The following is a 26,373-nucleotide window of genomic DNA, read 5'->3' as shown; positions in this document are numbered from 1 at the left end:
ACCGCTGTCCTTGTGGGCATGCTCGCGAACTTGGCGCTCGCCTCGACCCGCACCGCCGGGTCCCACGGTGCTGCCCGCGCTCGCTGTAGCTGTTGCCGCTGTTCCAGCTGTTGAGCCGACCGCGCTCCGGCTGTCCCCGAGTCCACGCGACTCGACTGCTCCGTTCCCGCCCCACCAGGGCGTTCTTCGTCATTCGCTCCGCTCCGCCGCTCTCTTCCCGCCGAGGAACCACGCACCCATGAACAGCGACAGCGATCTCCAGATCGCCGGCGACATCCTCGAAGTCCCCCACCTCCTGCAGCCTCCGCGCGAGCACCCGGCCACCGTCGCCGAGTTCGCCGGTCTCCTCCGTTCCCTCGCCGCCGACCGCACGGCGTGGGAGCACCTCGTCCGGTACGACGCGACGACCCGCTGGTACCACCGGCTGCGCACCGGCCCCGGGTACGAGGTCTGGCTGCTGTCCTGGGTGCCGGGACAGGGCAGCGGACGCCACGACCACGGCCCCTCCTCCGGCGTGTGGACGGTCCTGGAGGGCACGCTCACCGAGCACACGGAGCGCGGCACGCGCGCGTTGCGGGCCGGTACGCAGCGCGTGTTCGCGCCGGGCCACGTGCACGAGGTCGTCAACGACGCGCTGGAGCCGGCGGTCAGCCTGCACGTCTACCACCCGGGCCTGACCGAGATGCCGATGCACTCCCCGCAGTGCTCGGCCGCGGCCGGGCAGGACACCGGCGCCGGCACCGCCGCCGCACCGGCACGGTGACGACTGGTCGACGCAGTGTCGTACCCGCCTGCAAGACTGGGCCCATGCGCATTGTGGTTCTGGCAGGCGGCATCGGCGGTGCCCGGTTCCTGCGTGGTCTGAAGCAGGCCGCGCCGGACGCGGACATCACGGTCATCGGCAACACCGGGGACGACATCCACCTCTTCGGGCTGAAGGTCTGCCCGGACCTCGACACGGTGATGTACACGCTCGGCGGCGGCATCAACGAGGAGCAGGGCTGGGGGCGGGCCGACGAGACCTTCCACCTCAAGGAGGAGCTGGCGGCGTACGGCGTCGGGCCCGAGTGGTTCGGGCTGGGCGACCGTGACTTCGCCACGCACATCGTGCGGACCCAGATGATCACTGCGGGGTTCCCGCTGAGCGCGGTGACCGAGGCGCTGTGCGACCGCTGGAAGCCCGGGGTGCGCCTCATCCCGATGACCGACGACCGCGTCGAGACGCACGTGGCGGTGACCTTGCCCGACAGCGGCTCCGCCGCGGGGTCCGGGGAGCGCAAGGCGGTCCACTTCCAGGAGTACTGGGTGCGGCTGCGCGCCTCCGTACCCGCCGAGGCGGTCGTGCCGGTCGGCGCCGAGCAGGCCAAGCCCGCGCCGGGCGTCCTGGAGGCCATCGCGGAGGCGGACGTCATCCTCTTCCCGCCCTCCAACCCGGTCGTCTCGGTCGGCACGATCCTCGCCGTGCCCGGCATCCGGGAGGCGATCGCCGAGGCCGGGGTGCCGGTGGTGGGCCTGTCCCCCATCGTCGGCGACGCGCCCGTGCGCGGCATGGCCGACAAGGTGCTCGCCGCGGTCGGCGTGGAGTCCACGGCCGCCGCGGTCGCCGAGCACTACGGCTCGGGGCTGCTCGACGGCTGGCTGGTCGACACGGTCGACGCCGACTCCGTCACGCGCGTGAAGGCCGCCGGGATCCTCTGCCGCGCCGTACCGCTGATGATGACCGACCTCGACGCCACGGCGCAGATGGCCCGGGAGGCGCTGACGCTGGCGGAGGAGGTGCGGGAGGCGTGAGCGACGAGACGCGCGACGGCGCTTCCGGCCACCGGGACGGCTACCGGGTGTGGGCCCTGCCGGGGCTGCCCGAGGTGCGGCCCGGCGACGACCTGGCCAAGCTCATCGCGGCCGCCGAGCCCGGGCTGGCCGACGGGGACGTGCTGCTCGTCACGTCCAAGATCGTGTCCAAGGCCGAGGGCCGGATCGTCGAGGCCGCCGACCGGGAGGCCGCGATCGACGCCGAGACGGTGCGGGTGGTGGCCCGGCGGGGCACGCTGCGCATCGTCGAGAATCATCTGGGTCTGGTCATGGCGGCGGCCGGCGTCGACGCCTCCAACACTCCGCAAGGGACCGTACTGCTGCTCCCCGAGGACCCCGACGCCTCCGCGCGCGGCATCCGCGAGGGGCTCCGCGACACGCTCGGCGTGGACGTCGGCGTGATCGTCACCGACACCGCCGGGCGGCCCTGGCGGTCCGGGCTCACCGACATGGCGATCGGCGCCGCGGGCGTCCGCGTCCTCGACGACCTGCGCGGCGGCACGGACGCGTACGGCAATCCGCTCAGCGCCACCGTCGTCGCCACCGCCGACGAGCTGGCCGCCGCGGGCGACCTGGTCAAGGGCAAGGCCGCCGGCCTGCCCGTCGCCGTCGTACGCGGACTGCCGCAGGTGGTCGCCGAGGACGACGGCGAGGGCGCGCGGGCGATGGTGCGCGGCGCGCGCGGCGACATGTTCCGCCTCGGCACCTCGGAGGCGGTACGGCAGGCGGTCACGCAGCGGCGTACGGTACGGGCCTTCACGGACGAGCCCGTCGACCCCGGCGCCGTGCGCCGGGCGGTGGCCGCCGCCGTGACCGCGCCGGCGCCGCACCACACGACACCGTGGCGGTTCGTGCTCCTGGAGTCGGCGGACTCCCGCACCCGGCTGCTCGACGCGATGCGGGACGCCTGGATCGCTGACCTGCGGCGCGACGGCAAGAGCGAGGGGTCCATCGCCAAGCGCGTCCGCCGCGGCGACGTCCTGCGCAACGCGCCCTACCTCGTCGTCCCCTGCCTGGTCATGGACGGCTCGCACACCTACGGGGACGCGCGGCGCGACGGGGCCGAGCGGGAGATGTTCGTGGTCGCCACCGGCGCGGGCGTGCAGAACCTGCTCGTCGCGCTGGCCGGGGAGCGGCTGGGTTCCGCGTGGGTGTCCTCGACGATGTTCTGCCGGGACGTCGTACGGGAGGTGCTGGGGCTGCCGGGCGACTGGGACCCGATGGGCGCGGTGGCGGTCGGGCATCCGGCCGAGGAGCCGAAGGCGCGGCCGGAGCGGGACGCGGGGGCGTTCATCGAGGTGCGGTAGCCCTCTACCCTCGTAGGGGCTCTCCCTCGGCTCTCGTACGGCTCTCCCAAGGATCACGCTCGTGGCAGGACGTTTCGCTCCCCGGCCCCCTCGCGCCACCGTGCGCGGTGGGATACCCCGGCAGGCGCCCGCGCCGGGCCGGGTCCGGGTGTGGGTGCCGGACGGGCCGCTGGAGCTGGGGCTGGTGCTCGGGCCGCTGCGGCGCGGGCCGGGCGATCCGACGTTCCGGACGATGCCGGACGGGTCGGTGTGGCGGGCCAGCCGGACGCCCGCCGGGCCGGGCACCCTGCGGGTCACCGCGCGCGGCGCCGAGGTGCGGGGCGAGGCCTGGGGGCCGGGGGCCGAGTGGCTGCTGGAGGAGTTGCCGCGGCTGCTGGGCGCCGAGGACGACCCGTCCGCGTTCGTGCCGCGGCACCGGCTGCTGGCGGTCACGGCGCATCGGCGTCCGGGGCTGCGGCTGGGACGGACCGGGCTGGTGCTGGAGTCGTTGATCCCCTCGGTCCTGGAGCAGAAGGTCACGACGCTGGAGGCGTACCAGGCGTGGCGGCTGCTCGTGCGGAAGTTCGGCGAGCCGGCGCCGGGGCCCGCGCCCGGGCGGATGTGCGTGATGCCGGCGGCGCGGACGTGGGCGATGATCCCGTCCTGGGAGTGGCATCTGGCCGGGGTGGACGACAAACGGGCGTCGACGATCCTGCGGGCCGTGCGGGTCGCCGCGCGGCTGGAGGAGGCGTCGGGGATGGAGCCGGCGGCCGCGCGGGAGCGGCTGGAGGTTCTGCCGGGGGTGGGGCCGTGGACGTCGGCGGAGACCGTGCAGCGCAGTCACGGGGCGCCGGACGCGGTGACGGTCGGGGATCTGCATCTGCCGGGGATCGTGGGGTTCGCGCTGGGCGGGGACCGGTATGCGGATGACGCGGAGATGCTGCGGTTGCTGGAGCCGTATGCGGGGCAGCGGCATCGGGCGGCTCGGTTGGTGTTGTTGAGTGGGCGGGTGCCGGGGAGGCGGGCGCCGCGGATGGCTCCGCGGGGGATCGAGCGGTTGTAGGGGGTCCGGGGTTCGCTGGTCGGCCGGGGTGCGGGTGTGCCGGGGTGCGGGTGTGCCGGGGTGCGGGTGTGCCGGGGTGCTGGCGTGCTGGGGTGCGGGCGGTGGGGTGCGCGGCCCGGCGCTGGCGGGGTGCCGCCTGCGCCCACCCGTGCCGCCCTGGGGGTACCTCCCAGGCCGATCAGGCGCTGGGGGAGGCACGACTGCCCGCAGGAACGGCGGCGTGGCGGCTGCCAGCAGGTACGGCGGCGGCACAGCGACTGCCGTCGGCTACGGCGGTATGGCGACTGCTCGTGGTCGGGGCGGCTAGGTGTCCGAGGAGAAGCGGAGGGCTGCCGGGGGGATCTGGGCATCGCACCAGATGCGGGCGCCGGAGCGGAGTTCGTTGTCGGCGCCGATGACCGCGCCGTCGCCGATGACCGTGTCGGCGAGGACCGAGCGGGTGCCGACACGCGCACCCGTGCCGATGAGGGAGTCGGTGATGAGGACGCCCGGCTCGATGACGGCGCCCGGCAGGATCGTGCTCCCGAAGACGCGCGCCCCCTCCGCCACGAAGGCGCCCTCGCCGACCACCGTGCCGCCGGCCAGCTTGGCGTCGGGCGCGACCTGTGCCGTGGGCAGGACGAGGCGGTCGCCGCAGCGGCCCGGTATCGCCGGGGACGGGGCGCGGCCCAGGACCAGGTCGGCCGAGCCGCGTACGAAGGCCGCCGGGGTGCCCAGGTCCAGCCAGTAGGTGGAGTCGACCATGCCCTGGAGGTGGGCGCCGGTGGCGAGGAGCTCGGGGAAGGTCTCGCGTTCGACCGAGACGGGGCGCCCCGCCGGGATCGTGTCGATGACCGAGCGGCGGAAGACGTACGCGCCCGCGTTGATCTGGTCGGTGACGATCTCCTCGGGGGTCTGCGGCTTCTCCAGGAAGGCGAGCACCCGGCCCGCGTCGTCGGTGGGGACCAGGCCGTAGGCCCTCGGGTCCGTGACCGTGGTCAGGTGCAGGGAGACGTCCGCGCCCGTCGTCTCGTGGGTGCGGACCAGCGCGCCGATGTCCAGGCCCGTCAGGATGTCGCCGTTGAAGATCAGCACCGGCTCGTCGGGGCCGGAGTGCAGCCGGGACGCCACGTTGCGGATCGCGCCGCCCGTGCCGAGCGGCTCCTCCTCCGTGACGTACTCGAGGTGCAGGCCCAGCGCCGAGCCGTCGCCGAAGTACGGCTCGAAGACCTCGGCCAGGTAGCTGGTCGCGAGCACGATGTGCTCGACGCCGGCCGCCTTGGCCCGCGCCATCTGATGCGTGAGGAACGGCACTCCGGCAGCCCGGACCATGGGCTTGGGCGTGTTCACCGTGAGCGGGCGAAGCCGCGTGCCCTTGCCGCCGACCAGGAGGATCGCTTCTGTCACCTGTCGTCTCTGCTTCCTGCCGGGACCGGCCGAACTGTCTTTCGGCGGGCCAGTGTATGCAGACCGTTCCGTGGTGCCTTCGAGGACCGTGCGGCGGCGTGCCCCATCGGTTCCTCCGCCAGTCCTCGTCGGTCCCGTCGGTCCTCGGCCGGCCTCAGCGTCGCTGGTACGCCGCCGCCTTCGCACGGGCCGTGCCGAGCTTGGCGTAGAGCTTCTTTCCGGGGCAGTTCGTGGCGAAGCCGTCGCGGTGACCGGAGATGACGTTCAGTCGTACCTTCCTGCCCTTTGGGTAGAGGTTGCCACCCCCGGACTTGAGGTATGTCTTCCCGCGCGGATTCATGCCGTAGAGCCCGACCTTCCACGCGGTGAGCCGGGCGATCGCCTTCAGGGCGGCCGACGACGGCTTCTTGGAGCTGTAGGTGCCGAGTACGGCGATGCCCATGCTGTTGGAGTTGAACCCCAGGGTGTGGGCGCCCAGTACGGGCTTGGACACGCCGCCCGCCCGGCCCTCGTAGATGTTTCCGCACTTGTCGACGAGGAAGTTGTAGCCGAGGTCGCGCCAGCCCATGCTCCTGACGTGGTAGCGGTAGATGCCGCGGATGACCGACGGCGCCTGTGAGCAGCGGTAGTTGTTGCCGGTGTCCGAGTGGTGCACGAAGGCCGCCTTGATCTTCTTCGTGTACACGAACCCCTTCTGGCGCAGCTTCTCGTCGGCGCCCCAGCCGCGGCGGGTGGTGATGCGCGGGCGGGGGCCGGCGTGCGGCTTGGTCTTCTGCCGGGCGGGCAGCGCGGGAAGTACGGCGGGTTGGGCGGCCCGGGTCCGCGCGCGGTTCGCCGGCGGCGGGGTGTCCTCGCCGGGGTCGACGAGTTCGAGGCGCAGGCCGGTGGGGAGCCGCGGGGCGGCCGGGGCGGTACGGGCGGCCGCGGGAGCGTCCGCCGCCCGGACCCGCACCTCCACGCCGTCGGACTCGCCCACCCACAGCGGTGCGGTGGCGCCTCGGACGCGGCCCGAGGTGCTCTCGGGGGTGCCGGGGTCGGCGGCGTGGTCGGCGTTGTGGGTCTCCAGCTCCCGCCAGCCGGACCAGGCGCCGGTCGCGGTGGCCCGGGTACGGACCTCGACGCGGCCGTGGAGTTCGGTGGCGGGGTTGTCCCAGACGACGCCGACGAGCGAGAAGTGCCGTACGTCCCGGCGGGGCAGGCCCTGTTCGGCGGCGCCGGGTGCCCGGTCGCGGGCGAGGGGGGCGAGGGGCAGCGACTGGGTGCCGCCCGGGGCGTAGGTCTCGGGCCGTGCCGTCGGACTCGTCACGGGTGGTGCCGAGGTGGTGGTGGTGTTCGCTGCCGCGGGCGGGGCGAGCGGGAGGGCCAGGGCCGCCGCGCATGTGACACCGGTCGAGGAAGCTAGGAATCCACGCATGCCCCTGATTCTGTACATCATTGGACAAACATGTCTATTTGGGATCTGACGGGCCGTAGGGTTCTCTCGTGCGATCCGGTGGTGGCGCGGTGCGCCGTCCGCCCGGTGGGCGTCGCGCGGCCCGCGTACGCTTGCCCGGGTGAACGCGACCGACCGCACCCCTGCCGACCTGCTGAGTTCCGCGCTCGCCGCGGACCCGGGACGCCCCCTGGTGACCTTCTACGACGACGCCACGGGCGAACGCGTCGAACTGTCCGTGGCCACCTTCGCCAATTGGGTGGCCAAGACCGCCAATCTCCTCCAGGACGAACTGTCCGTCGAACCCGGCGACCGGGTCGCGCTGCTGCTGCCCGCGCACTGGCAGACGGCGGTGTGGCTGCTGGCGTGCGCGTCGGTGGGCGTCGTCGCCGACGTGGCGGGCGACCCGAAGGCGGCGGACGTGGTCGTGAGCGGGCCGGAACCGGAGTCGCTGGAGGCGGCGCGGGCGTGCTCAGGTCCGCGGATCGCGCTGGCGCTGCGGCCGCTCGGGGGGCGGTTCGCGCCGGCGGCGCCGGAGGGCTTCGCCGATTACGCGGTGGAGGTGCCGGGGCAGGGGGACCGGTTCGTGCCGTACGCGCCGGTGGACCCGGAGGCGCCGGCGCTGATCGTGGCCGGGCGGGAGTTCAGCGGGGCGGAGGTCGTGGAGCGGGCTCGGGCGGAGGCGTCGGGGCTGGGGCTCACGGGGCCGGGGGCGCGGATTCTGTCGGGGTTGCCGTACGACACGTGGGAGGGGTTGAGCGCGGGGTTGTACGGGCCGTTGGCTTCGGGGGGGTCGGTGGTGCTGTGCCGGCATCTGGAGCTGGCGGGGGCGGGTGTGGTGGATCAGCGGATCGAGGCGGAGCGGGTGTCGGTGACGGCGCGGTGAGGTTGCCGCGGTGAGGTTTCCGCGTGGTGGTTGGTGAACCGGCGTTGAGGTGACGCCGGGTAGGGCGGCGACCGGTGCCGGCCAGGGCCCGGCGTGCGTGCCGGCGCGGGGTGGGGCGCGTGGCCCGGCGCTGCCGGGGTGCCGCCTGCGCCCACCCGTGCCGCCCTAGGCGGCACGAATGCCCGCAGCTTGGGGGGCGACTGCCCGCAGCTTGGGAGGGCGGGGACTGCCCGCAGCTGGTGGGCGGGTGGCTGCCCGCGGGACCGTCTCGGGCGGTGTGCCCCGTTTGGGCTAGGTCCGTGCTGTCCTTCGTCGTGCCCCGGGGCATGGTCGTAGCAGCGCGCGGGTGTGGACGGAGGCAGGCGTGGGCGAGGACGCGGGTACGGCGGCCTCCGGTGGGGAGCCGGGGCGCGGGGCGTCCGCGAGCGGCCGTGGGTTGAAGCGGCGGCGCAAGCGGCGGCTGTGGATCGCCGGGATCGCGGTCGTGGTGCTGGCCGGGGGTGCCGCGGGCGCCGGGTGGGCGGTGTACGCCAAGCTGAGCGGCAACATCACGGCGGACGAGGCGGCCGCCGCCGAACTCGCCCGGTACGAGAAGGAGCGGCCCACGGCACTGGTGGACGGCGCGCAGAACATCCTCCTGATCGGGTCGGACTCGCGGTCGGGGGCCGGCAACTCCCGCTACGGCCACGACTCCGGGACCGAGCGGTCGGACACCACGATCCTGCTGCACCTGGCCGCGGACCGGGACAGCGTCACCGCCGTCTCGCTCCCCCGCGACCTCATGGTGAACGTCCCCGGCTGCCACCGCCCCGACGGGTCACTCACCGAACCGGCGTTCACGCAGTTCAACTACGCCTTCGCGGCGGGCGGTTCGGCGTGCTCGATCCGCACGGTGGAGAAGCTGACCCGCATCCGGATCGACCACCACGTGGTCGTCGACTTCGAGGGCTTCAAGGAGATGGTCGACGCGCTCGACGGCGTCGAGGTGTGCCTGCGCAAGCCGGTCGACGACAAGGACGCCAAGCTGAAACTGCCCGCGGGCAGGGTGACGCTCGACGGGGAGCAGGCGCTCGGATACGTCCGCGCCCGGAAGTCGCTCGGGGACGGCAGCGACACCGACCGGATGGACCGGCAGCAGCGTTTCCTGGGGGCGCTCGTGAACAAGGTGCAGAGCAATGGCGTACTGCTGAATCCGGTGAAGCTGTACCCCGTACTGGACGCGGCCACGTCCTCGCTCACGACGGATCCCGAGCTGGCGAGTCTGCGCGGGCTGTACGACCTCGTGCGCGGGCTGCGCGGAATTCCCACCGAGCGCGTGCAGTTCCTGACCGTCCCCCGGGAGTCGTACGCGGGCGACGCCAATCGCGACCAACTCGTGCAGCCCGGCGCCGAGAAGCTGTTCACCCGCCTGCGGACGGACGAGCCCGTGACGATCACGGCCGAGCGGTCGGACCCGAGCGGCGGTACCGGGAATTCCGGCGAAACCGGCGCCCCCGAATCCCCGGCGCCGACGTTCAGCGGGAACACCGCCGACGAGGACATCTGCGAGTAAAGCGCATTCCAAGAAGGGGCAACCGCGAGTGCAAGGTGGCATGCGCGCGCGGACAATTGTCCGAGAAATGCGCCGGATTGCCCAGTTGTAAGGTTCGTGGAATGCGTCACTGCCGTCGCCCCGTGCCGGGCGGGACGGTTAGTGTGAGCGATCCGGTGTGCCCGGCCGCGGAGTTCTGCCCTGGCCACGCACTGAACTGACGTGAGCGAGACCGGGCGCCCGGAGGGGAGGGCGCCGCGTGGCCCCGACGGAGGATTCGGAAAACCGTGGACGCGCAAGGCCGTGGGCAGGCGGAGGACATCGACCCCGCAGACCAGTGGGTGCTCAATCCGGACACCGGCGATTACGAATTGCGACTGCCTTCTTCCACTCCGCAGTCACCGGTCCCCGGGCCCCGCCGGGCCTCGCCGGCACCGAGTCCCGAGGTTCCCGCGCCGCGCAGGCGGCGTGCGACGCCGGAGGAACCGCCGCCGGGACGGCGCGACCGCCGGAGGCCGGCGAAGAAGGCCAAGAAGAAGTCGAGGGGCAAGAAGATACTTCTGTGGACCGGCGGCACGATGGCGTTCGTCGTCCTCGCCGCCGCCACGGCCGGTTATCTGTATCTCCAGCACCTCAACGACAACATCGAGTCCCTCCCGGACGACGGCGCGAGCACCGGCGGTTTCCGCAAGGACGAGGCGATCAACATCCTGCTGATCGGCACCGACAAGCGCACCGGCTCCGGCAACGACGGTTACGGGGACAAGGGCAGCGCGGGCCACGCCGACACCACGCTCCTGCTGCACGTCTCCAAGGACCGCTCCAACGCGACCGCGCTCAGCATCCCCCGCGACCTGATCGTCGACATCCCCGACTGCCCGACCACGCAGGAGGACGGGAGCACCAAGGTCATCCCCGGGTCCTCCGGCGTCCGCTTCAATCAGAGTCTCGGCCAGAGCGGCCGTACGCCCAGCTGCACCATGCGGACCGTCACCGAGCTGACCGGGGTGAAGCCCGACAACTTCATGGTGGCCGACTTCAACGCGGTCAAGACCCTGTCCTCCGCGGTCGGCGGCGTCGAGGTCTGTCTGGCGAAGGACATCAACGACCCCGACTCACACCTGAACCTGCCGGCGGGCAAGCACACGATCGAGGGCGAGGACGCGCTCGCCTTCGTCCGCACCCGTCACTCGGTCGGCTTCGGCGGCGACCTGAGCCGTATCGAGCTCCAGCAGCAGTTCCTCAGCTCGCTGATGCGCAAACTGAAGTCCAACGACACCCTCACCAGCCCGACCAAGATGGTGAAGCTGGCCGAAGCCGGCACCAAGGCGCTGACCGTCGACGCGAAGCTGGACGACATCGGCAAGCTGAAGGACCTCGGTCTGGAGCTGGGCAAGCTCGACACCAAGAACCTGACCTTCGCCACCGTGCCGGTCAAGGACAACCCGGCCGAGAAGACACCGGTGACGGTCGTCCTCAAGGAAGAGCCCGCCCAGCAGGTCTTCGACATGATCAAGAACGACGTCTCCTTCACCGAGGTCAAGAAGAAGGAGAAGGAGAAGAAGAAAAAGGAGGACGCCGCCGTCGCCGCCCGCCTCGAGGGCGCGAAGTCCGAGCCCTCCGAGGTCCGCGTCCGCATCCTCAACGGCGGCGCCTCGTCCGGCAGCGCGGGGCGGGAGCTGACCTACCTCCAGAACGAAGCCGGCGTCACGAAGTCGGAGAACGCGGGCAACGCCCCCGCCGACATCGCCAAGACCACCCTGGAGTACGCCCCCGACCAGGCCGACCAGGCCCGCGCCCTCGCCGAGATCCTCGGCCTGTCCGGCGCCGCCATGAAGCCCGGCGAGAGCGTCACCAACTCCCAGGGCCTGCCCACCATGACCCTCACCCTCGGCAAGGACTTCAAGGGCGCCGGAGTCAAGCTCGACGCCACCTCCGCCGAGGCGCCGAAGGACCTCCAGAAGTCCACGGCGGACAAGGTCGAGTGCGCGAAGTGACCTGAGGGGCCCCACGCACGTCTGACAGTACGACAGTCCATCGGTCGGCCGGTCGCCCATCAGCCGTCCGTCGGTAGGCCGGTCCGTGGATCGACCGGCCGAGCGGCCCCCGGTGAACAATCCACCGGTCGCCGTACAGCCAACGAGGGGCTTCGTACGTCCAACTGTGCGAGCAGGTCGCGTGCGGGTGTGCGTTCGCGGGCCCGAGGGTGGGAGAGGGACATGACGCAGAGCAGTGTGCGCGGGGAGGGAACGCGACCGGACACGGTCCGGCACGCCCGCGGCCGGCGGGCCGGACGCGACGGCCGGGACGAGAGCGCCGGGGACACGGCCGGGCAGGAAGACCGGGGAGGGTCGCAGGGCCACGGCGGCAGAAACGGCAGGCGCTCCGGGCGGCGGCGCGCCGGACGCCGGCACCGGGCGCTGAGGTGGTCCGCGACCACTCTCGCGGTGCTGATACTCGGCACGGCCGGCGCCGGATACCTCTACTACCAGCATCTGAACGGCAACATCGACAAGGGCGAGCGCAGCAGCGGCGATTCCAAGGCGCACAAGACCGAGCCGAACGCGGCCGGCCAGACGCCCCTGAACATCCTGCTGCTCGGTTCCGACAGCCGGGCCTCCGACGCCAACGTCGCGCTGGGCGGCGGCAAGAACCACCGCGACAACCCGCCGCTCGCCGACGTTCAGATGCTGATCCACCTGGCCGCCGACCGCAAGAGCGCCTCGGTGGTGAGCATCCCCCGGGACACCCGGGTCGACATCCCCGCGTGCAAGGACCCCGACACCGGGGAGAAGTTCCCGGCGACCAACGCCATCATCAACACGTCGCTGGCCCGCGGCGGCGCCGGCTGCACCCTGGCCACCTGGGAGAACCTCACCGGGGTCTACATCGACCACTGGATGACGATCGACTTCGCGGGCGTCGTCTCGATGGCGGACGCGGTCGGCGGCGTCGAGGTCTGCGTGAACCAGAATGTGTGGGACCGCCCGCTGCCCGGCGTGCCCGGCGGCTCGGGTCTGAAGATGACGAAGGGCTCGCACAAGGTCAAGGGCGAGGAGGCACTGCAGTGGCTGCGCACCCGGCACGCCTGGGGCAGTGACCCGCTGCGGGCCCGGGCCCAGCACATGTACATGAACTCGATGATCCGCACGCTGAAGAGCCAGAACGTCTTCACCGACGCCGGCCGGCTGATGGACCTGGCGGAGGCCGCCACGAAGTCGCTGACGGTCTCCGAGGAGATCGGCACCGTCAAGAAGCTGTACGACCTCGGCATGCAGCTCAAGACGGTGCCCACGGACCGCATCACCATGACGACGATTCCCACCGTCGAGGACCCCGAGGACAAGAACCACCTGCTGCCCGCCACCGACGCCGACAAGATGTGGGCGATGCTCCGCGACGACGTGTCCTTCGACGACAAGGGGACGAAGGGGAAGAAGGACGGCGGCGAGGACGCCACCGGAGACGGTGCCGCGGCGGACGGCGATGCCGCGAAGCCCTCCGACGAGCCCGCCGCAGACTCCGAGATCGGCGTCCTCGTCCGGAACGCCACCCGCTCGGCCACCCTGGGGCCGGTCACCGGCCGGGCCGGCGCGGTCGCCGGGACGCTGGTGGACAAGGGCTTCGTGAAGGCGACGAAGGACACCTCGGCGGCGCTCTCCGAGGAGCGGACCGTCGTCCGTTACCCGAGCGACGAGCTGGCGGGCGACGCGCGGCGCGTCGCCGAGGCGCTGGGGATCCCCGCGAACGCGGTGCGCAAGTCCACGGACGTGTCCGGGGTCACTCTCGTCGTGGGAGCTGACTGGCGCGAGGGCGCGTCCTATCCGAAGCAGAAGACGCCCGAGGCCGGAGACCTGCCGGAGAGCAGCGACGCCATCAACGGCTCGGACACCAGCAAGTGCATGGACGTCTACAAGCCCTACCGATGGTAGGAGTTCACGAAAATAGGAGGGAATGCCCTGTTGTAGGGGTGACGATCGTGACACCAGAGTCGTTCGACGCCGAACCGGGCGGATAGTGTGAGCGCTCCGGTGCCCCCTGCCGCGAGGTCCGCCCTGGCGTCGTGCACTTGTTGACCTTTTCTACCGTGCGCCTTCAGGAGAAGGTGCCGCGTGGCCCCGACGGAGGATTGGGAGAGCGTGGACGCGCAAGGACGTGGGCGGGCAGACGACGTGGATCCCGCAGACCAGTGGGTGCTGAATCCGCGTACCGGTGAATACGAACTGCGGATGCCCCCTTCCGGGCCCTCCGCCCCCTCCGCACCGGAGTCGTCCGTCCCCGGACCGCGCACGGCGGGCCGCCGCACGTCCGCTCCGGGCCGCGAGGTGCCGCCCCAGCGGCGGCGCCGCCCGGAGCCCGAGGAGCCGGTGCCGGGCCGGCGCGGACGCCGGCCGGAGAAGAAGAAGTCCAAGGGCAAGAAGGTCCTGCTGTGGACCGGCGGCACCATGGCCTTCGTCGTCCTGGTGGCCGGCGTGGGCGGCTACGTCTACCTCAAGCACCTCGAGGGCAACGTCTCGACGACGGACGTCGGCAACGCCGGAAGCAGCAGCTTCAGCAAGGACGAGGCCTTCAACATCCTCATCATCGGCACCGACAAGCGCACCGGTGCGGGCAACGAGGGCTACGGCGACAAGGGCAGCGCCGGGCACGCGGACACGAACATCCTGCTGCACGTCGCCAAGGACCGCTCCAACGCGACCGCGCTCAGCATCCCCCGCGACCTGATCGTCGACATCCCCGACTGCGAGACCGTGCAGGAGGACGGGACGAAGAAGGTCATCCCCGGCTCCGAGGGCGTCCGGTTCAACCAGAGCCTCGGCGACCTCGGCCGGGACGCGGGCTGCACGATGCGGACGGTGACGGAGACGACCGGCATCAAGCCCGACCACTTCATGATGGCCGACTTCAACGCGGTCAAGACGCTGACCACCGCGGTCGACGGTGTGGAGGTCTGCGTGGAGCACGCCGTCAACGACAAGAAGTCCGGGCTCGTCCTGGACGCGGGCGAGTCCAAGGTCGAGGGCGAGCAGGCCCTGGCCTTCGTCCGCACCCGGCACGCCTTCGGCAACGAGGGCGACCTGGACCGCATCAAGGTGCAGCAGCAGTTCCTGGGCTCGCTCATGCGGAAGATGTCCTCCAGCGACACCCTCACCAGCCCCACCAAGCTGGTGAAGCTCGCCGAGGCCGCGACCAAGGCCCTCACCGTGGACAGCGCCATCGGCAACGTGGGCACGCTCAAGGACGTCGCACTGGAGCTGAAGAAGGTGCCGCCGAAGAACATCACGTTCACCACGGTGCCGGTGCTCGACAACCCGGCCGAGAAGGTCAAGGCGACGGTGGTCGTGAACGAGACGAAGGCTCCCCCGATCTTCGACATGATCAAGAACGACATCTCCTTCACCGAGGTCGAGCAGGAGAAGAAGGCGAAGAAGAAAAAGGAGGACGCCGCCGTCGCCGCCCGCCTCGAGGGCGCGAAGTCCGACCCCTCGGAGATCAGGGTCCGCGTCATGAACGGCGGTGCTCCCACCGGCAGTGCCCAGCAGGAGCTGAACTACCTCCAGACCCAGGCCGGCGTCGCGAAGTCGGAGAACGCGGGCAACGCCCCCGCCGACATCGCCAGGACCACCCTGGAGTACGCCCCCGACCAGGCCGACCAGGCCCGCGCCCTCGCCGAGATCCTCGGCCTGACGGGCGCCGCCATGAAGCCCGGCGAGAGCGTCACCAACTCCCAGGGCCTGCCCACCATGACCCTGACCCTCGGCAAGGACTTCAAGGGCGCCGGAGTCAAGCTCGACGCCACCTCGGTCAAGAAGCCGGACCTGGACAACGCGTCCACGGCCGACCAGAAGCTGTGCGCCAGTTGACCTGAGGGGCCTGTCGTACGTCTCACAGGACGGCGACGGGCCCGCGCGGCGGCGCGGGGTGGGGAGGGACGCGGAGATGACGCGAAGCAGTGTGCAGGGGGACGACACGCAGGAGGACGCGGCAGACGCCTCCGAGCGTGCGGGGGTCGTCCGGGAGGACGGCGACAACGGTGTCGACGACACGGCGGACGAGGGTGGGGGCGGCATAGCCGACGACACGGCGGACGCCGCCGGGGGCGGCACGGGGAGCGACGGCGGGAAGCCCGAGGTGGTGGCCGCCCGTCCGCGTCGGCGCCGCCGGGCCCTGCGCTGGACCGCGGTGCTGCTCGCCGCGGTCCTGGCAGGCACCGCCGGGGCCGGTTACCTCTACTACGAGCACCTCAACGCCAACATCAAGCAGGACGCCCTGAACCTGGGCGACAACAAGGTCGCCGCGCCGACGCCCAACGCGGCCGGGCAGACCCCGCTGAACATCCTCGTCATCGGCTCGGACGCCCGGGACAGCGAGGAGAACCAGCAACTGGGCGGCGCCCGCGAGACGTTCGGCTCCACTCCACTCGCGGACGTGCAGATGCTGGTGCACCTGTCGGCCGACCGCAGCAACATGTCGGTGGTCAGCATGCCGCGCGACACGCTGCTGGAGATACCCAAGTGCACCGACCCGGACGACGGCACGGTGTACCCGGCGAGCGAGGGCCGGGTGATGACCAACCAGAGCCTCGGTCACGGCGGTCCGGGCTGCGCGGTGGCCACCTGGCAGGAGCTGACCGGCATCCACATCGACCACTTCGTGATGGTCGACTTCGCGGGCGTGGTCTCGATGGCGGACGCCGTCGGCGGCGTCCCGGTCTGCGTGGACGCCAACATCCACTCGCGCGACAACGAGGGCCACGGCTCCGGTCTGAAACTCGAGAAGGGCACCCACCCGGTCAAGGGCGAGCAGGCCCTGCAGTGGCTGCGCACCCGGTACGGCTTCGAGGACGGCAGCGACCTCGCGCGGGCCAAGGCCCAGCACATGTACCTCAACTCGATGGTCCGGGTGCTGCGCGAGAACGCGACCCTCAGCAGCCCGAACCGGCTGCGCAGGCTCGCCGAGGAGGCCACCGAGGCGCTCACCGTCGACCCGGGCCTGGACTCCGTCAAGAAGCTGTACGACCTCAGCGACGAGCTGCGCAAGGTGAAGCCCGAGCGCATCACCATGACCACGATGCCCAACCGGTACGTGGGCGCCCGCGTCGAACCGACCGAGGACGCGGAGCAGTTGTTCCGGCTGGTGCGCGAGGACATCGCCCTGGACGGCAAGGACGCGAAGAAGAAGCCCGACGCGGAGCCGGAGCCCCCGGCCGACCCGGCCGCCCCCGACGACGAGTTGGCGGTCCAGGTACGCAACGGCACCCGCACCGACGAGCTGGGCACCGCCCCCGGACGTGCGAACGCGATCGCCGGGCTCCTGGTCGAGCGGGGCTTCACCAAGGCGGTCGCGGACCCCTCGGTGCTGCCGAGCGAGGACCGTACGGTGATCCGCTACCCGAGCGCCGACCTGGAGGGCGACGCACGGCGCGTGGCGAAGTCCCTGGGCGTCCCGGCGAGTTCGGTGAAGCGCTCCACGGACGTCTCCGGCGTCACCCTGGTCGTGGGCGCCGACTGGCGCGAGGGCACGGCGTACAAGGCGCCCGGGAGCGACAACAGCACTCCCGAGTCCGCCCAGGCCCTCAACGGCGCGGACGACAGCGCCTGCATGCACGTGAACCCGGCGTTCACCTGGTCCTGAGGCGGTCGGGGCCGGGTCAGCGGGCCCCGGCGGCGTCCGCGGCCCCGGTCTCCGGCCGCACCGCCGGGCGCCGCGAGGCGATGACCTTGCGGGCCAGCGACTTCGGGCTGGTCAGGAAGCCCCAGCCCCACGACATGTGCATGGTCGCCAGCGCCACCGGGATCTGCGCCCGAGCCTTCAGCCCGAGCCCCTTGCCGGCGGGCAGCGAACCCGCGACGATCGCCGCGAGGTAGCCGCCGGGCACCACGAAGCCCCACGGGGTCAGCGCCGCGCCCACCACGACACCGGCCGCGATGGCGCACACGGCGGTCGGCGGCGCGAGGTAGCGCAGGTTGATGGAGCCGGAGTGGTAGCGGGCGACGACGTGCCGCCAACGGCCGTAGTCCTTGTACTGCTTGGCCAGCGCCCGCACGGACGGCCGGGGGCGGTAGGACACCTTCAGCTCGGGCGAGAACCAGATCAGGCCGCCGGCCTCGCGGATGCGGAAGTTCAGCTCCCAGTCCTGGGCGCGGATGAATTCCTCGTTGTACCCGCCCTGCCGCTCCAGCGCCTCGCGGCGGAACACGCCGAGGTAGACGGTCTCGGCGGGCGCCGCCTGTCCGCCCGTGTGGAAGGCCGCGTTGCCCACACCGATCTTCGACGTCATCGCGGCGGCGACGGCGTCCTCCCAGGCGTTCTCGCCCTCGGCGTGCATGATGCCGCCCACGTTCTGCGCGCCGGTCTCCTCCAGCAGCCGTACGGCCGTGGAGATGTAGTTCGGCGACAGCATGCCGTGGCCGTCCACGCGGACGACGACTGGATGGCGGGAGGCCTTGATCGCGGCGTTCAGCGCGGCGGGGGTGCGGCCGGTGGGGTTCGGCACGGTGTGCACGCGCGGATCCTCGGCGACGAGCTCGGCGGCGATCTCCTCCGTGCGGTCCGAGGACGGACCGACGGCGATGACGACCTCCATCTCGCCGGCGTACTCCTGGGCGAGGATGGCGCGGACGGCGCCGCGCAGGTGCCGCTCCTCGTTGAGGACGGGCATGATCACGGAAACGGCGGGCAGCCGCACGTCGGACTTGGCGTTCATCGGTGCTCACGTTACCGCGAACGGGGGACACGGGTGCGCGCCGCGGGGGTCACAGCCCCGGGCAGCAGATCGTATGGGCCTACGGTGCTCACGAATCCCACGTCCGGCCGCACGCTCCACGCCCAGGTGCCCGTCCCCGCGGAGGTGTCCCCTTGCCCACGCCGCCCCGCTCGTCCCGGGTCCCGGCCTCGACCGACCGGGGCGGGCCTCCGTCGCAGCGCGGCGGCCCCCGGCCGTCCCGGCGTCCGCCGCGGCCCCCCGTACGGCGGAAGAGGCCGCGCTGGGCCATGCGGGCGGTGACCGCGCTGTCGGTGGTGGTGCTCGGCTCCGCCGGGATCGGGCACGCGGTGCTCTCCAACCTGGACTCGGACATCTCGCGGGTCGACGCGTTCAAGGACATGAAGAACCGGCCCAGGGCGGGCGACGGCATGAACGTCCTGATGGTCGGGACGGACGGCCGGGACGAGATCACCAAGGAGGAGCGGCGCAAGTACAGGCTGGGCGGCGCCCCCTGCCACTGCACCGACACCATCATGATCGTGCACATCTCGGAGGACCGGGAGCGCGCGAGCGTGGTCAGCCTGCCGCGCGACTCGTACGCCGAGACGCCCGGCCACACCGACCGCACCACGGGCGAGCACCACAAGGGGCACCCGCTCAAGCTGAACGCCGCCTACGCCGAGGGCGGCCCGCAGCTGACCATCCGCACGGTCGAGAACATGACCCGCGTGAAGATCGACCACTACCTGGAGGTCGACTTCACCAGCTTCATGAAGACCGTGGACGTGCTCGGCGGGGTGAAGATCTGCACCGTCCAGCCGCTCAAGGACAGCTACACGGGGCTCGACCTCGCCCCGGGCACCCACACGCTGATGGGCGGGCAGGCGCTGCAGTACGTGCGCTCCCGCCACCTCGACGGCGCCTCCGACCTCAGCCGGATGAAGCGCCAGCAGCGCTTCCTGGCCGCCCTGATCGACCGGGCGACCTCCTCGGGGATCCTGCTGAACCCGCTGAAGTTCCGTGACGTCACCCGGGCCGTGCTGGGCTCGGTCCGCGCCGACGAGGGCTTCGGCACCGACGAGCTGCTGACGCTGGGGCGGGCGATGCGGGACTTCTCGCCGTCGTCGTCCGAGTTCACCACCGTGCCGATCGGGCAGATGGGATACAAGGTCGAGGGCGTCGGTTCGACCCTGAAGTGGGACCCGGTGAAGTCGAAGCGGCTCTTCGACGCCCTGCGCGAGGACAAGCCGCTGGCCGCGCCGAAACCGAGGCCGAAGGGGCCGGCTCCGGTGCGGGTCCCGGTGGACCCGAAGCAGATCCGCGTCCAGGTGGAGAACGGCACGCACACCTCGGGGCTCGGCAAGCGGGTGGACGACGCGCTCGCCGCGACCGGGTTCCGCACCACCAAGGCGCCGCGCAACGCCGGGGACCGGGCGGTCGAGCGGACCGTCGTCGCCTACGACCCCCGTTGGGACCAGTCGGCGAAGTCGCTGGCCGCCGCCCTGCCCGGCAGTGAGCTGAAGCCCGTGAAGGGACAGGGCGCGACGCTCAAGGTGATCGCGGGCGCCGACTTCGAGAAGGTGGTGAAGGTGCGGCCGGCCGACCCGCCGCAGGAGTCGGGCACGGTGGTGCGGGGCGACGAGGTGGTCTGCGGCAAGGAGTGAGGCGCGCCGGTGCTCACCAGCGCGCCCGGGCTCAGTTGCCGGAGACGGTGACCTTCTCGTCGTTCTTCAGCTCCTGGACGAGCTTCTTCACCTTGGCGTCGTCCCACTTGAGGTTGCCGCCGACACTGCCCGAGATCGGCATGTTCATCGAGGTGCCCTCGCCGCCGCTGACGCTCTTCATCGCCCAGAACATGCTCGCCAGGTCGAACAGGCCCATGTCCTTGTCGACGATGAGTGAGTCCAGGCCGGCGCCCATGGTCGGGTACAGCTTGAACGGGTTGAGGACGGTCGACGGGGTGGCCACCTGGCTCGCCAGCGCCGACAGGAACTTCTGCTGGTTCTTGGTGCGGTCCAGGTCGGAGCCGGGCAGGGCGTACCGGGTGCGGACGAAGGCGAGGGCCTCCTGGCCGTCCAGGGTCTGCTTGCCCTTCTTGAAGTCGGCGCCGGACTTCTTGTCCTTGATGTCCTGCGGGATGTCGATCTCGACGCCGCCGACCGCGTCCACGATGTTCGCGAAGCCGCCGAAGCCGATCTCCACGTAGTGGTCCAGGCGCAGCCCGGTGTTGTACTCGATGGTGCGCACCAGCAGCTCGGGGCCGTCCTCGGCGTAGGCGGCGTTCAGCTTGGTGTGCCGACCGGTGCCCTTGTACGTCTTGCCGGACTCGGAGCCGACGAAGCTCGGGATCTCCACGTCCGAGTCGCGGGGCAGGGAGATCAGCGTCGACCCGTTGTCCCCGGTGTGCAGGATCATCATCGAGTCGGTGCGCTTGCCCTCGGCGTAGCCGGTGTGCAGGTCCTTCATCTGGTCCTTGGACATGCCCTCGCGGCTGTCGGACCCGACGATCAGGTAGTTGGTGCCCTCGCCGGCCTCGGGCCGGTCGATGACCTTGGACAGGTCGACGTCGCGGTTGAGCTTGGAGTCGGCCCAGAAGTAGGTGCCCACGGTGGTGACGACGAGCACGGTCACCACCGTGATCGCGGTCCACTTGATCCGGCGGCGCCAGTTCGGCGCGGGCCGGTCCCGGAGCTGACGGCCGGGGCCCTGGCCGCCGCCACCGCCGCCGTAGACCTGGCCGGTGTTGTAGCCGCTGTCGTAGCCGTCGCCGCCGTACCCCTGGCCGTCGGTGTACGACGGCTGCTGGGGCACCCCGGCGCCGTACGGCGGGGCCGACGGGCCCGGGCCGGGCGGCGTCGCACCGCGGCGGACCTGACGCATCACGCGCGCGCTCTCGGGCCGTGCGCTCGCGCTGCCGCGCCCGTATCCGCTGCCGCGGTTGTCACCGGACCATCCCTCGGGCCAATCATTCATGCGCCCAGTGTGCAGGGCTGCCCTGTGGGCGTTACAAGGTTCGTCGGAAAATCAGGGCAGCGCTGTTGCGAACCCGACACAAAATCACGCCGGTGTAGCTCCGGCATAAGGTGGAGGCCATGACAGACCAGGCAGAACAGGCCTCGGCCGCGCAGCCGGCGCCCCCGGAGATCCCGGGCAAGCCGACCTCGGCCTCCCGCACCACCCTCAGCCACATCATGACGCACAGCGACACCAACCTTCTGGGGACGGTGCACGGCGGTGTGATCATGAAGCTCGTCGACGACGCGGCGGGGGCCGTGGCCGGACGGCACTCCGGCGGTCCCGCCGTCACCGCGTCCATGGACGAGATGGCGTTCCTCGAACCGGTCCGCGTCGGCGACCTCGTCCATGTGAAGGCGCAGGTCAACTGGACCGGCCGCAGCTCCATGGAGGTGGGCGTCCGGGTCATGGCCGAGCGCTGGAACGAGTCCACCCCGGCCACCCAGGTCGGCTCGGCCTATCTGGTCTTCGCCGCCGTGGACGCCGACGGCAGGCCCCGCACGGTCCCGCCGGTCCTGCCCGAGACCGAGAAGGACAAGCGCCGCTACCAGGAGGCGCAGATCCGCCGCACCCACCGCCTGGCCCGGCGCCGCGCGATCATGGAGCTGCGGGAGCGGCGGGCGGCCGAGGGGTACGAGGACTGACCCCCGCCCGGGACGTCGCGGCCCTCGCGGACGGCACGGGCGTCAGAGCATGAGCAGGAGCCGCGTGTTCGCGACCAGCTTCCGGTTCACGCTCGTGCTCTGCACGAAGATCGTGAAGTCGTCGTTGTGGTCCGGCTTGACGCGGACCTCGACATCCGGCAGGCCGAGCAGGGCCCGGGCCTCGGGTCCCGTGTAGATCTTGTCCGTCTTCTTCTCCAGCACCGATATCTGCTTCTTCGGCTGGACCTTCTCCGACTTGCTGAGCTGGTAGAACGCGCCGCCGGTGCGGTAGGTGTGCCCGCTCTCGACGACCCACTCCCGGATCGCGACGTCCCGGGTGACGTCGATGAGCCGGTACTTCGACGACTCCACCGGGGTGAGACCGGCCGCCTTGATGGTGTCCTTGTTGACCGTGTCCGCGCCAGTGGAGAAGACGGCCCGCGAACCCCGGATGCCCTTGGTGCGGCCCACCATGAACTTCTCGGTGGCCTCCTGGATGACCTGTCCGGCCTCCTCCAGGCCCTGGGTGCTGGTGGCGTCCCAGATGGCGATGTTGTCCTTCGGGAAGCCGTACTGCATGGCCTCGCGCTTGCCCATCTGGTCGGGCACGAGGACGGCCAGCGTCCAGTTGTCCTCCTGCGTCTCGATCATCGAGGACACGGCCTGGACCAGGGCACGCGGGTCCTTGGTGGGGGCGTCGGGGCAGCGGTGGCTCACGTTCTCCTGGCCGTCGGTGAGGACGAAGGTCAGGAAGCTGTGGTCCCCGTAGAGCTGGGCGGTCTGCGCCAGCTCGTGCTGCGACTTGAGCGTGGCGGCCAGCAGCGCCGTCATGCCGCCGACCCGGTACATCTGCTTCAGGGACGGCATCCGCAGCACGTCCTTGTCGTAGATGACGCACTGCACCCGGTCGGCGAAGACGTACACCGTGACGCGGGTCTCCTGGTCCAGTTCCTGGGAGCGGCGGGCCAGGTAGGCGATCTGCTGGTCGGCGACCTCGACCACCTTCTGGCTCAGGCGGGACATGGACGAGCTGGCGTCCAGCACGAGAGCGACGTGGTTGATGTAGTTCTGGCTTCCGGACATGGCGGATCCCCCTCTTACCGACTGCCGCTCGGCGGCTTCCCGACTCGATGGATCCACCGTCTCACCCGCCACTGACAATCCGTCACGACGAGCGAGGGGCGCCCGGCCGGCGGACGCCCCTCGCTGTACGGAAACCGCCGTTACGGCAGGTTGCGCGCCATGACGATGCGCTGGACCTGGTTGGTGCCCTCGTAGATCTGCGTGATCTTGGCGTCGCGCATCATGCGCTCCACCGGGTAGTCGCGGGTGTAGCCGTAGCCGCCGAGCAGCTGGACGGCGTCCGTGGTGACCTCCATGGCCACGTCGGAGGCGAAGCACTTGGCGGCGGCGCCCTGGAAGGTCAGGTCGCCGTCACCGCGCTCGGACTTGGCGGCGGCCGCGTAGGTGAGCTGGCGGGCGGCCTCGATCTTCATGGCCATGTCGGCGAGCATGAACTGGATGCCCTGGAAGTCGGCGATCGGCTTGCCGAACTGCTTGCGCTCCTTGACGTAGCCCTTGGCGTAGTCGAGGGCGCCCTGGGCGATGCCGAGGGCCTGGGCGGCGATGGTGATGCGGGTGTGGTCCAGCGTCTTCATCGCGGTGGCGAAGCCGGTGCCCTCCGCGCCGATCATGCGGTCGGCGGGGATGCGGACGTTGTCGAGGTAGACCTCCCGGGTCGGGGAGCCCTTGATGCCGAGCTTCTTCTCCGGGGCACCGAAGGAGACGCCCTCGTCGGACTTCTCGACGACGAAGGCGGAGATGCCCTTGGAGCGCTTGGTCGGGTCCGTCACGGCCATGACCGTGTAGAACTCGGACTCACCCGCGTTGGTGATCCAGCGCTTGACGCCGTTGAGGACCCAGAAGTCGCCGTCGCGGACGGCCTTGGTCTTCATGCCGGCCGCGTCCGAGCCCGCGTCCGGCTCGGAGAGGCAGTACGAGAACATGCCCTCGCCCTTGGCGAGCGGGCCCATGTACTTCTTCTTCAGCTCCTCGGAGCCGGAGAGGATGACGGGGAGCGAGCCCAGCTTGTTCACCGCGGGGATCAGGGAGGAGGAGGCGCAGACACGGGCGACCTCCTCGATGACGATGACGGTGGCGAGCGCGTCGGCGCCGGCGCCACCGTACTCCTCGGGCACGTGCACGGCGTGCAGGTCGTTGGCGACGAGCGCCTCCAGCGCCTCCCGCGGGAAGCGGGCCTCCTCGTCGACCGCGGCGGCGTGCGGCGCGATCTTCGCCTCGGCCAGCGAGCGGACGGCGTCGCGGAGCATGTCGTGCTCCTCCGACGGGCGGTACAGGTCGAAGTCAGCCGATCCGGCCAAGGTGTCTCACGCTCCAAAACGCTGTGATGCTGGGCACGCTAACTACCGTTAAGTAACCCAAATTTTAGGGCCCGCCCGCGTTCGTGGATAGGTGAGCTTGACGACAGCCGGACCAAAGGTCTCGAAAGGCTTTCCCCGCGTCCCCCGATATGCTCGGGCGCGCACCCATGCCGTACACCTCTGGAGCACCCATGGCCCTGAAGATCACCGTGATCGGTACCGGTTATCTCGGCGCGACGCACGCGGCGGCCATGGCCGAACTCGGTTTCGAGGTGCTGGGTCTGGACGTGGTGCCCGAGAAGATCGAGATGCTCCAGCGGGGCGAGGTCCCGATGTACGAGCCGGGCCTTCAGGAGCTGCTCGGCAAGCACGTCGCCGGGATCGAGGGGTCCAGCGGGCGGCTGCGCTTCACCACCGACTTCGCCGAGGTCGCGGCCTTCGGCGACGTGCACTTCCTGTGCGTGAACACCCCGCAGAAGCACGGCGAGTACGCCTGCGACATGTCGTACGTCGACTCCGCGCTGGCCTCGCTGGCACCGCATCTGACCGGCCCCGCGCTGGTCGTCGGCAAGTCGACGGTGCCGGTGGGCTCCGCCGACCGGCTGGCCGCCTACCTGACCGAGCACGCGCCGGCCGGCCACGAGGCCGAGCTGGCCTGGAACCCGGAGTTCCTGCGCGAGGGCTTCGCCGTCGAGGACACGCTGCACCCGGACCGGATCGTGGTCGGCGTGCGCAGCGAGCGGGCGGAGAAGCTGCTGCGCGAGGTCTACGCGACGCCGGTCGCGGAGGGTTCGCCCTTCGTCGTCACCGACTTCCCGACCGCCGAGCTGGTGAAGACCTCGGCGAACTCCTTCCTCGCCACCAAGATCTCGTTCATCAACGCGATGGCGGAGGTGTGCGAGGCCGCCGACGGCGACGTGGCCAAGCTGGCGGAGGCCATCGGGTACGACGACCGGATCGGCCGGAAGTTCCTGCGGGCCGGGATCGGCTTCGGCGGCGGCTGTCTGCCCAAGGACATCCGCGCCTTCATGGCCCGCGCCGGTGAGCTGGGCGCCGACCAGGCGCTGACCTTCCTGCGCGAGATCGACTCGATCAACATGCGCCAGCGCGGCCAGATGGTGGAGCTGACCCGGCAGGCGCTGGGCGGCGGCCCGTTCCTGGGCAAGCGGATCGCGGTGCTCGGCGCCACCTTCAAGCCCGACTCGGACGACGTGCGCGACTCCCCCGCGCTGAACGTCGCCGGGCAGGTCCACCTCCAGGGCGCCCAGGTGACCGTGTACGACCCCAAGGGCATGGACAACGCCCGGCGGCTCTTCCCGACCCTCGGCTACGCCGACTCGGCGCTGGAGGCGGTGCGGGGCGCGGACGTCGTGCTGCACCTCACCGAGTGGCGGGAGTTCCGCGAGCTGGACCCGCAGGTGCTGGGCGAGGCGGCGGCGGCCCGGGTGATCCTGGACGGGCGCAACGCGCTGGACCCGACATTGTGGCGCAAGGCCGGCTGGACGTACCGGGCGATGGGCCGCCCCACCGCCTGACGGCTGCCGGGGTCCCCGAGGGCGACGCCGGTTCGGCCGAGGCTCAGTCGGCCGAACCGGCGTCCGTCCGTATTGTGCCGCAGGGCGCGGCCGGGCGGCCGGTGAAGCGGGCGGTGTTTACGACTCCTTGGCCCGGTAGCGGCGCATCTTGGCGCGGGCCCCGCACACCTGCATGGAGCACCAGCGGCCGCGTCCGGCCGGGCTGCGGTCGTAGTACGCCCAGTGGCAGTCGGGCGCCTCGCACGCCTTGAACCGGCTCCAGGTGCCGGCCACCAGCGCCTCGGCGACGGCGGCGGCGACGCGTGCGGTCAGCGAGCCCTCCCGGACCGGGGCGAGGGCGGCGGAGCCGTCGGCCGTCTCGACGGTGACGACCAGCGGGGCGGCGGCCAGCAGCTCGCCCAGCGGGGTCACCGTGCGGTGCGGCGGATGGCCGGCGTGGGCGAGCAGGGTGGCGCGCAGGGACTCGCGCAGCTCACGGGCGGCGGGCAGGTCGTCCTCCGTCAGGCCGAACCGCTCCCGGACCTCCGGCGTGTCCAGCGAGTCGGCGCCCGTCTCGACGTTCAGCAGCGTGTTCACCAGGGCCTCGACCAGTTCCAGGCCGCCCGGCGCGGGCGATCGCTCACTCATGCTTGCGACGTTACCCCCAATAGGGCAGCATACAGTAACCGTTACCGGTTACCCGTCCTTACAGGTAA

General features: G+C 71.4%; 20 protein-coding genes. 13 read left to right on the top strand and 7 right to left on the bottom strand.

The window, feature by feature from the left end:
* Positions 1-238 precede the first annotated feature (238 nt).
* From D1J63_RS22250 to D1J63_RS22235, 4 genes are all read left to right on the top strand, one after another.
* The gene (locus D1J63_RS22250; protein ID WP_125631098.1) at positions 239-763 is read left to right on the top strand and encodes a cysteine dioxygenase family protein; all 525 of its coding nucleotides are present in this window, start codon (positions 239-241) and stop codon (positions 761-763) included.
* Between the two features lie 44 nt (positions 764-807).
* Positions 808-1,791, top strand: a complete 984-nt coding sequence (gene cofD / locus D1J63_RS22245) for a 2-phospho-L-lactate transferase (protein WP_125631096.1) — start codon at positions 808-810, stop codon at positions 1,789-1,791.
* On the top strand, positions 1,788-3,119 hold the full coding sequence (locus D1J63_RS22240; protein ID WP_125631094.1) for a coenzyme F420-0:L-glutamate ligase: 1,332 nt from the start codon (positions 1,788-1,790) through the stop codon (positions 3,117-3,119). Before cofD ends, D1J63_RS22240 begins: the two co-directional genes overlap by 4 nt.
* Positions 3,120-3,180: 61 nt before the next feature.
* Entirely contained in the window at positions 3,181-4,161 is a 981-nt protein-coding gene (locus D1J63_RS22235) for a DNA-3-methyladenine glycosylase (RefSeq protein WP_125631092.1), read from the top strand.
* A 303-nt stretch (positions 4,162-4,464) separates the two neighbouring features.
* On the opposite strand, the gene D1J63_RS22230 is transcribed toward D1J63_RS22235, so the two are convergent.
* The gene (locus tag D1J63_RS22230) at positions 4,465-5,547 is read right to left on the bottom strand and encodes an NDP-sugar synthase (RefSeq protein ID WP_125631090.1); all 1,083 of its coding nucleotides are present in this window, start codon (positions 5,545-5,547) and stop codon (positions 4,465-4,467) included.
* A 154-nt stretch (positions 5,548-5,701) separates the two neighbouring features.
* Entirely contained in the window at positions 5,702-6,961 is a 1,260-nt protein-coding gene (locus tag D1J63_RS22225) for a peptidoglycan recognition protein (RefSeq protein WP_125631088.1), read from the bottom strand.
* A gap of 139 nt (positions 6,962-7,100) precedes the next feature.
* On the opposite strand from D1J63_RS22225, the gene D1J63_RS22220 reads away from it, so the two are divergent.
* The 6 genes from D1J63_RS22220 (at position 7,101) to D1J63_RS22195 (ending at position 17,031) form a co-directional block, all read left to right on the top strand.
* Positions 7,101-7,865, top strand: a complete 765-nt coding sequence (locus tag D1J63_RS22220; protein ID WP_125631086.1) for a TIGR03089 family protein — start codon at positions 7,101-7,103, stop codon at positions 7,863-7,865.
* A 364-nt stretch (positions 7,866-8,229) separates the two neighbouring features.
* On the top strand, positions 8,230-9,417 hold the full coding sequence (locus D1J63_RS22215; RefSeq protein ID WP_125631084.1) for an LCP family protein: 1,188 nt from the start codon (positions 8,230-8,232) through the stop codon (positions 9,415-9,417).
* 266 nt (positions 9,418-9,683) lie between these two features.
* A complete protein-coding gene (locus D1J63_RS22210) occupies positions 9,684-11,393 on the top strand; it encodes an LCP family protein (protein ID WP_125631082.1) in 1,710 nt (569 codons plus the stop codon).
* A gap of 222 nt (positions 11,394-11,615) precedes the next feature.
* Positions 11,616-13,328, top strand: a complete 1,713-nt coding sequence (locus tag D1J63_RS22205; RefSeq protein ID WP_176155067.1) for an LCP family protein — start codon at positions 11,616-11,618, stop codon at positions 13,326-13,328.
* A gap of 207 nt (positions 13,329-13,535) precedes the next feature.
* Positions 13,536-15,260, top strand: coding sequence for an LCP family protein (locus tag D1J63_RS22200; protein ID WP_176155065.1), 1,725 nt, complete (start codon positions 13,536-13,538; stop codon positions 15,258-15,260).
* 76 nt (positions 15,261-15,336) lie between these two features.
* Positions 15,337-17,031, top strand: coding sequence for an LCP family protein (locus D1J63_RS22195; protein ID WP_125631079.1), 1,695 nt, complete (start codon positions 15,337-15,339; stop codon positions 17,029-17,031).
* Between the two features lie 16 nt (positions 17,032-17,047).
* Here the strand turns inward: D1J63_RS22195 and D1J63_RS22190 are convergent, their stop codons facing one another.
* Positions 17,048-18,103 (bottom strand): glycosyltransferase family 2 protein, encoded by a 1,056-nt coding sequence (locus D1J63_RS22190; protein WP_125631077.1) that lies wholly within the window; start codon positions 18,101-18,103, stop codon positions 17,048-17,050.
* A gap of 287 nt (positions 18,104-18,390) precedes the next feature.
* On the opposite strand from D1J63_RS22190, the gene D1J63_RS22185 reads away from it, so the two are divergent.
* Positions 18,391-19,767, top strand: a complete 1,377-nt coding sequence (locus D1J63_RS22185; protein ID WP_125631075.1) for an LCP family protein — start codon at positions 18,391-18,393, stop codon at positions 19,765-19,767.
* Positions 19,768-19,798: 31 nt separating this feature from the next.
* On the opposite strand, the gene D1J63_RS22180 is transcribed toward D1J63_RS22185, so the two are convergent.
* On the bottom strand, positions 19,799-21,076 hold the full coding sequence (locus D1J63_RS22180) for an LCP family protein (protein ID WP_176155061.1): 1,278 nt from the start codon (positions 21,074-21,076) through the stop codon (positions 19,799-19,801).
* A 119-nt stretch (positions 21,077-21,195) separates the two neighbouring features.
* On the opposite strand from D1J63_RS22180, the gene D1J63_RS22175 reads away from it, so the two are divergent.
* Positions 21,196-21,762 (top strand): acyl-CoA thioesterase, encoded by a 567-nt coding sequence (locus D1J63_RS22175; RefSeq protein ID WP_102930202.1) that lies wholly within the window; start codon positions 21,196-21,198, stop codon positions 21,760-21,762.
* Positions 21,763-21,804: 42 nt separating this feature from the next.
* On the opposite strand, the gene D1J63_RS22170 is transcribed toward D1J63_RS22175, so the two are convergent.
* Together D1J63_RS22170 and D1J63_RS22165 are read right to left on the bottom strand one after the other, a co-directional pair.
* The gene (locus D1J63_RS22170; RefSeq protein ID WP_102930203.1) at positions 21,805-22,845 is read right to left on the bottom strand and encodes a vWA domain-containing protein; all 1,041 of its coding nucleotides are present in this window, start codon (positions 22,843-22,845) and stop codon (positions 21,805-21,807) included.
* Positions 22,846-22,985: 140 nt separating this feature from the next.
* Positions 22,986-24,143, bottom strand: a complete 1,158-nt coding sequence (locus D1J63_RS22165) for an acyl-CoA dehydrogenase (RefSeq protein WP_102930204.1) — start codon at positions 24,141-24,143, stop codon at positions 22,986-22,988.
* A 191-nt stretch (positions 24,144-24,334) separates the two neighbouring features.
* On the opposite strand from D1J63_RS22165, the gene D1J63_RS22160 reads away from it, so the two are divergent.
* The gene (locus tag D1J63_RS22160) at positions 24,335-25,678 is read left to right on the top strand and encodes a UDP-glucose/GDP-mannose dehydrogenase family protein (protein ID WP_102930205.1); all 1,344 of its coding nucleotides are present in this window, start codon (positions 24,335-24,337) and stop codon (positions 25,676-25,678) included.
* Positions 25,679-25,795: 117 nt separating this feature from the next.
* Here D1J63_RS22160 and D1J63_RS22155 read toward each other — a convergent pair whose 3' ends face one another.
* Positions 25,796-26,305, bottom strand: a complete 510-nt coding sequence (locus D1J63_RS22155) for a CGNR zinc finger domain-containing protein (RefSeq protein WP_102930206.1) — start codon at positions 26,303-26,305, stop codon at positions 25,796-25,798.
* Positions 26,306-26,373: the final 68 nt, after the last annotated feature.

The organism is Streptomyces sp. KPB2 (assembly GCF_003950055.1).
In the GTDB taxonomy this organism is placed as follows: domain Bacteria; phylum Actinomycetota; class Actinomycetes; order Streptomycetales; family Streptomycetaceae; genus Streptomyces; species Streptomyces salinarius.
Note: the sequence above shows the minus strand (reverse complement) of the source record. Positions and strands in the feature narration are given on the sequence as shown.